This window comes from Chitinophaga sp. (assembly GCF_035538455.1).
Classification (GTDB): domain Bacteria; phylum Bacteroidota; class Bacteroidia; order Chitinophagales; family Chitinophagaceae; genus Chitinophaga.
This window is the reverse complement of the sequence record NZ_DATLKJ010000127.1, coordinates 1-5702: the sequence shown is the minus strand read 5'-3', so window position 1 is coordinate 5702 and position 5702 is coordinate 1. Positions and strand designations below refer to the sequence as shown.

Genomic DNA, 5702 nt, shown 5'->3' with positions numbered 1-5702 from the left:
CGATCTGATTTATACCTCCAATGGCTCGCTCACGGTACAGGAGCTGTCAGATCGTGTAGCCTGGAGCAGAAGGCAGATCAACAGGTATTTTAATGAGCAGTTCGGTATTTCATTGAAAGCCTACTGCAATATTTTCCGGTTCAAGGCATCCCTGCAACAGATCAAAGAAGGAAGGCTCTTCCCCGAATTGAATTTTGCTGACCAAACCCATTTCATCAAAGAAGTCAAAAGGTTCTCAGGCGTATCGCCGAAAGAATTGGCTAAAAATCAAAACGGCCGATTTATACTATTATCTGACTCGTCGCAGCAATAATTTTGCTGTCATGAAAATGCACAACAAAAAGATCGCTATTGTCGGCGGCGGCCCTGGCGGCCTGACCTTAGCAAGACTTTTACAGCTTAAAGGCGCAAATGTAAAAGTATATGAGCGGGACATCAATCAGGATGTCAGAGTACAGGGCGGCGCATTGGACCTCCATACCGAATCAGGTCTGGCAGCGCTGGCCAAAGCTGGTTTAATGGAGGAGTTTAAAGCACGATACCGGCCGGAAGCAGGATTGATGCGGGTGGTAGACGACCAGTTGAATATTCATTTTGATGAACATATCGAAGGCAAAGAAGATACCTTCGGTGATAGCAACCATCGGCCGGAGATTGACCGGGGGCCATTAAGACAAATCCTTCTGAACGCACTGGAACCAGATACTGTTGTTTGGGATAGCCATATTCTATCCATTGAAAAAATACAAGACACCTGGAAATTAGTATTTCAAAATGGAAATATTGCTACTGCAGATCTGATCATCGGCGCTGATGGAGCCAATTCTAAGATCAGACCCTTTGTTACCTCCATCAAACCTCACTGGACCGGTATTACTATGCTGGAAGGATCGCTGAAAGATGGCGCAAAAACCGCTCCCGTCATCCACGAATTATTAAAGGGCGGGAAGGTATTTGGTTACGGCAACGGGAAAACACTGATCGTCAGTTCCAAAGGCGACGGCAGTTTCGGTTTTACAGCCAGTTTTAAATCCAGTGAACATTGGACTAAAGAAAACAACATCGATTACAAGGATCAACATCAGGTGCTTGCCTGGTTCAAAAAGGAGTTTTCGGAATGGAGTCCGGCCTGGTGGGAGCTATTTGAAAGCCCTGATACCATTTTCATTCCACGGCCGCAATATTGCATGCCTCTGGATCAGAAATGGGAGGCGAACTCCGATATCACACTGCTGGGCGACGCCGCCCACTGGATGCCTCCTTTTGCCGGCGAGGGTGTGAATATGGCCATGCTGGATGCACTGCAACTCAGCGAAGCGCTTACCAACCCGGCATTCAAGGATACCCAACAAGCTATTGCGTACTATGAGAAACAGATGTTGGCCAGGTTTGCTCAAATAGGCCAGGATACATTGTTCAATACAAAATGGATGCACCAGCCAAATGCATTGAAAGATATGTTGGCGATGTTCGGCAAAAACAAATGAATAAAGGCGGATCAATGATCGTTCAATGGCAGCCCTCTGCGCTGAAACTCCTTCCAGTTAAGATATTCATCTCCCCTCCTTTGTTCTGTCATAGTGATACAATTGTCAACCGGACAAACCAGCTTACATAAATTGCATCCAACACACTCTTCTTCCTTGATAGCGTAGGTATTGTAAGGGTTGCCATGCGAAAGGCTGATCGCCTGATGAGAAGCATCTTCGCAGGCAATATAGCATAATCCGCAATGAATGCATTTGTTCTCGTTAATATGGGCAACTATGTGAAAGTTAATATCCAGGTCTTCCCAATGCTGCAGCGTCGGTATTGATTTACCGATAAAGTCATTGATTGTTTTAAAACCTTTTTCATCCATCCAGTTATTCAGTCCGTCACACATATCATCGATTATGCGGAAACCATATTTCATCGCTGCCGTGCATACCTGTAGTGTGGTGGCGCCCAGCAACATGAATTCGGCTGCATCTTTCCAGGTACTGATACCGCCAATGCCGGAAACAGGAACCTTTGACGTAATGGGGTCCTGGCAGATCGTAGTCAGCATTTTCAATGCGATGGGCTTCACTGCGGGGCCGCAGTAGCCACCAAACGTAGATTTCCCGCCTACATCCGGGTTCGGAACAAAAGTATCCAGGTCCACACTGGTAACAGATTGAATGGTATTAATCAGAGACAACGCATTAGACCCTCCTTCTACAGCGGCTCTTCCTGTTGGCACAACGGAATGCACATTAGGTGTCAGTTTGGTGATAACGGGTATCGTGGCTGCTTCCATTACCCATTCCACTACCATCTTTGCAATCTCAGGGTCCTGCCCTACGGCGGCACCCATACCTCTCTCCGTCATACCGTGCGGACAGCCGAAATTCAATTCCAATCCGTGTGCACCGGTATCTTCTACCTTCCTGATCAGTTCATGCCAGCTTTTGCGGTCATTGTCTGCCATTAGTGAAACAATCATCGCCCTGTCAGGAAATAGTTTCACACATTCCTTAATCTCCTGCAGATTAATATGCAGCGGCCTGTCACTGATCAATTCTATGTTATTAAATCCCATCATCCGCTGACCATTATAGTTCACGGACGAATACCTGGAAGAAACATTCTTTACCTGGCTGCCCAGCGTTTTCCATACAACGCCTCCCCAGCCTGCTTCAAAAGCACGCAGCACATTTATTTTCTTATCCGTAGGCGGAGCACTCGCCAACCAGAAAGGATTCGGTGATTTGATACCCAGAAAATCTGCTGATATATCTGCCATAAGAAAGATTTAAAATTTGGAATCGGGTACCTGGTATCATGCCTGCTTTTCGAGCAGGAACTGCAGGATTTCTTTTGCACCATCCTTCCCTGCCTGGATAGCATCTACCACTTCTTTGCCACCATTCACACAATCGCCTCCTGCAAATACACCTGTCAGATTTGTGACGCTTTTATCAATTACCGAAATTTTCCCTTTATGATGTTCAATAGCATGGCCGTTCACCAATTGCTCAAATGGTGTTTGTCCGGTAGCTTTAATGACCATATCCACCTGCAGCGTTATCGTCTCATCTGTTGGAACCGGTTGGCGGCGGCCACTTTCATCCGCTTCTCCCAGCTTCATTACCTGGCAGATCAGCGTTGTTACTTTCCCATTTTCTCCCCGTATCTCTGCCGGTGTCGCCAGCCATATAACACGGCAGCCATCCAGTCTGGCTATCTCCAGTTCAGCTGTTGTGCAGGGCATTTCCTGCTGCGTTCTTCTGTATATGAGTGTAACCTCTTCCGCGCCCAGTCGTTTTGCCTGTGTTGCTGCATCAATGGCTGTCATCCCCATACCAATCACTGCTACCTTGTCCCCTACGGAAACAGTGGGGTAGCCGGCGGTTCTGATAGCATAAATGAACCTGATCGCGTCTGCCACACCTTCCAGATGTTCGCCGGGTATTTCCAGCTGTCTTGTCAGTCCTACTCCGAATGCGAGATAAACGGCATCATAATTACGCTGCAATGTATCCAGTGAAATATCTTTTCCCAGCTCCTGGTTATATTTTACTTCGATTCCTCCCAGTGAGGTGATATAGTTTACTTCATCTTCACAGAATGCGGGTGTTACCTTATAGGCGGCAATGCCATATGTCATCAGTCCGCCTCCCTTGCTCTCCTTTTCATAGATAGTGACCGCTACTCCTGCTCTTGACAATGCATGCGCACAGCTTAATCCGGCAGGCCCGGCCCCAATAACGGCCACTCTTTTTCCATTGTCAGGCATTCTTTTAAAGAGTGTCCATTTTTCCTGTATGGCTTTTTCTGTAGCATAGCGTTGCAGCCGCGCAATTGGTATGGCCTCTTCTTCCATCAGATTATAAACGCAGGCGCCTTCGCATAATTTTTCAACCGGACAAACGCGGGAACAGCCGCCACCCATAATATTTGATGATAAAATAGTGTAGGCAGACCCTTTGATATTATCTGTGGTAATCTGTTTGATAAACTTAGGCACATCAATACTGGTTGGGCAACTTTTCGTACATGGTGCATCATAGCAGAACAGACAGCGGTTTGCCTCTACCAATGCGGCGTCCCTGGTTTCAAACGGCGGATGAATATCACTAAACTGTTGTCCATATTCCTGATCGGTTAATCTATTATTGCGGAGCGACATAATAATGATTTGATGAACGGTTATAACTCTGTTAATTTCCCATAAGTTTCTGGCCTCCTGTCTCTGTAAAACTGCCATACACTTCTTACTTCCTCAATCATGTCCAGGTCGAATGAGGCCACCAGTAATTCATCCTTATCTTCAGAAGCACAGGCAAACACCTGCCCGCGAGGGTCCACAAAATAGGAGGAGCCATAAAATTTGCCCAGGTTCCAGGGTTTTTCTTCGCCTACCCTGTTTATACATCCCATGAAATACCCGTTGGCAGCCGCATGCGCCGGTTGTTCCAGTTTCCATAAGTACTGGGACAGTCCAGCCACCGTTGCTGAAGGGTTATATACAATCTCTGCACCGTTTAACCCAAGACACCTGGCGCCATCCGGAAAATGGCGGTCATAACAGATATATACGCCCACTTTCGCATACCTTGTCTGAAACACCGGATAACCAAGATTGCCGGGCTTAAAGAAAAACTTCTCCCAGAAACCGGATGTATGCGGGATATGATTTTTGCGGTATTTGCCCAGGTAGGTGCCGTCAGCATCAATAACAGCGGCCGTATTATACAGTACCCCCGCCTGTTCCTTCTCATATACAGGCACTATCATCACCATATTGTATTTGGCTGCATATGCTGCCATACGTTCAACTGTAGGCCCCGGCACTGTCTCAGCAGACTGATACCAGTCGCTGTTTTGTCCCGGACAGAAATACGGGGTATTAAAAATTTCCTGCAGGCACAATATCTGTACACCACTTCTCCCCGCTTCTTCAATCAGCGGAATATGTTTTTGCAGCATAGCTTCCTTGATTTCTTCAATCGTCCCTTCTCCTTCTGTCTTCGGCAGACTCATCTGAATTAATCCTGATTTGATGATACGAGGCATGATGATTTGGTTTAGTGTGTAATAAAAATTATTCAGGGTGGGGTAACTGTCAGGTAGGTTAACTGACGGGTAGATTAACTCATCCGGCGATAATTATTTCTGCTAAATAATACCGTTTACTTTGTTTCTTCTGATGAACTGTCCATAACCTTTCTGTACCAGGCATTCATTATTATCTACGGCTACTTCCCCTCTTAGCAAAACGGTCTTTACCTTTCCGTTTATCTTCCATCCTTCATACGCAGAGTAATCGACGTTCATATGATGGGTGGCTGCAGACAGCGTATGTTGTTGCTGCGGATCAAAGATGACGATATCGGCATCACTGCCAACGGCGATGGTCCCTTTACGGGGGAACATACCGAATATTTTGGCAGGATTTGTACAGGCAACTTCTACGTATTTATTTAAAGTGATTTTATTCTTGTGTACCCCTTCACTATATAATAATTCCATCCTGTGTTCAATGGCAGGATGGCCGTTGGGGATCTTTGAAAAATCTTTTTCTCCCATCATTTTCTGTTGCCACTTAAAGGGGCAATGATCCGTAGCTACAACGTTTACCAGGCCCTGGTTGATACCCGCCCAAAGTGTCGCCTGATCTTTCTGCTGGCGCAATGGCGGACTCATTACCCATTTGGCGCTTTCAAATCCCCTTTCAT

At 46.4% G+C, this 5702-nt stretch carries 6 protein-coding genes; 2 read left to right on the top strand and 4 right to left on the bottom strand.

The genetic code is table 11. The features are described 5' to 3' along the window. The coding region (locus tag VM802_RS15265; protein WP_325531959.1) for a helix-turn-helix domain-containing protein at positions 1-313 on the top strand (313 nt) is incomplete at its 5' end. A gap of 10 nt (positions 314-323) precedes the next feature. Continuing rightward, a complete protein-coding gene (locus tag VM802_RS15260; RefSeq protein ID WP_325531957.1) occupies positions 324-1487 on the top strand; it encodes an FAD-dependent oxidoreductase in 1164 nt (387 codons plus the stop codon). 11 nt (positions 1488-1498) lie between these two features. Here the strand turns inward: VM802_RS15260 and preA are convergent, their stop codons facing one another. The 4 genes from preA to VM802_RS15240 form a co-directional block, all read right to left on the bottom strand. After that, a complete protein-coding gene (preA, locus tag VM802_RS15255) occupies positions 1499-2767 on the bottom strand; it encodes an NAD-dependent dihydropyrimidine dehydrogenase subunit PreA (RefSeq protein ID WP_325531956.1) in 1269 nt (422 codons plus the stop codon). Positions 2768-2803: 36 nt separating this feature from the next. Continuing rightward, positions 2804-4153 carry an NAD(P)-dependent oxidoreductase gene (locus tag VM802_RS15250; protein WP_325531954.1) on the bottom strand — a complete coding sequence of 450 codons (1350 nt, stop codon included), beginning with the start codon at positions 4151-4153 and terminating at the stop codon, positions 2804-2806. A 20-nt stretch (positions 4154-4173) separates the two neighbouring features. Further along, positions 4174-5040: a nitrilase-related carbon-nitrogen hydrolase gene (locus tag VM802_RS15245; RefSeq protein WP_325531953.1), complete on the bottom strand. Its 867-nt coding sequence runs from the start codon at positions 5038-5040 to the stop codon at positions 4174-4176. 102 nt (positions 5041-5142) lie between these two features. Beyond that, on the bottom strand, positions 5143-5702 hold a 560-nt coding region (locus VM802_RS15240; RefSeq protein ID WP_325531951.1), incomplete at its 5' end, for an amidohydrolase family protein.